Annotated in this window: 2 protein-coding genes; both read right to left on the bottom strand. The window is 44.7% G+C overall.

Annotation, left to right across the window (positions count from 1 at the left end; translation table 11 throughout):
- Positions 1-102: 102 nt before the first annotated feature.
- The gene (locus PSI22_RS21185; RefSeq protein ID WP_273581450.1) at positions 103-930 is read right to left on the bottom strand and encodes an antitermination protein Q; all 828 of its coding nucleotides are present in this window, start codon (positions 928-930) and stop codon (positions 103-105) included.
- On the bottom strand, positions 927-1,159 hold a 233-nt coding region (locus PSI22_RS21180), incomplete at its 5' end, for a hypothetical protein (RefSeq protein WP_273581449.1). The genes PSI22_RS21180 and PSI22_RS21185, both read right to left, overlap by 4 nt.

Raw genomic sequence — 1,159 nt, 5'->3', positions numbered from 1 at the left:
TTTTGTATTGATGGGTCGATGAAATTGCAAATACCCTATCATTGGAGTAATGATGGGCTATTTTTCCGAGAAATGCAATATCTATTTTCTAGTTATTTAAGTTTATGTAGTTATTTTTTCCTCTTTAGTTAGTTTTTGCAGTACAGATTCAGCTCTGGCTTCCTCTTTAAAGCACTCCGTCACTAGTTGCTCAAACATCGGCTGGTATTTGTCATAACAGGTGGTTTTAGATACTCCTGTCAGTGGCTTCACTGTATCCCATACCTCAGTGAATTTCAGTCTGGAGTATCCACGCCCCGAACACTTAGGGCAGGTTTTGTAGGTTGGAATACCGATCAGCTTGGTTTGCTTCTCGTCCAAAACCTCCCCGCGCCCATTACAACGGCAAGAGTGACTGACTTCACCTTTTCCGTCACAGGTTTTACATGCCACTCTCACCATTTCCCTGATTTGGCGCTTTCTGTACCACTCCTCCGGCGTTATAGCTCGCGCTTCTTTAGCCCAGTCAGGAATATCCAGAAACGCGGGTTTACTCCATTTGGTTGTAAACACCTCCGCCTCGATAAATCCATCCTCACAATCCGAACATGGCTTTTTACTGGCTGCACTCCTCGCATAATCCTGAAATGCGTAATTTGCGAGTATTTGCAGAACACGTTGTTTAATATCCTCATCGAGTTTTGAGATTGCAGGGTGTTTGTGAACCTGCGTCAGTGCATAGTGATAGAGACTCTCCACTGCTTCATCGGGTTTATTGATCCCCTGTTTCGCCAAAAACAGTTCAATACCCATCCTAGCCTGAGCGGACGCCCATCCTAGCGAGGCCATGACATCGGTAATTGAATATGAATCAGTAGCAGTTGCGGCTGGAGAGTCACTAAACATAGCTGTTTTGGGTGAAAAATATTTCGGTAGTGATTCTAAGTTCATTTTATCCCCGGCAATACTGTGTGATACCTATCGTGACGGGTCGAATACATCACGCAATTTGTTTTTGTTTGAATCTTCCGTTCCTCCCTGATAACCATCTCCCCATTAGGTTTTTGTATGACGCAACAATGATGATGACCGGATTTGATTTTCATCCAGCGAGCCTCCTCGACTGCGGAGGGTAGGTCAGTGAAGATCATGCAGCCTCCTGTCTCAACTCCTTGAGCTT

It is taken from the genome of Xenorhabdus aichiensis (assembly GCF_028598775.1).
Lineage (GTDB): Bacteria > Pseudomonadota > Gammaproteobacteria > Enterobacterales > Enterobacteriaceae > Xenorhabdus > Xenorhabdus bovienii.
The sequence above is the reverse complement of the archived record's forward strand: the minus strand, read 5'-3'. Positions and strand labels throughout refer to the sequence as shown.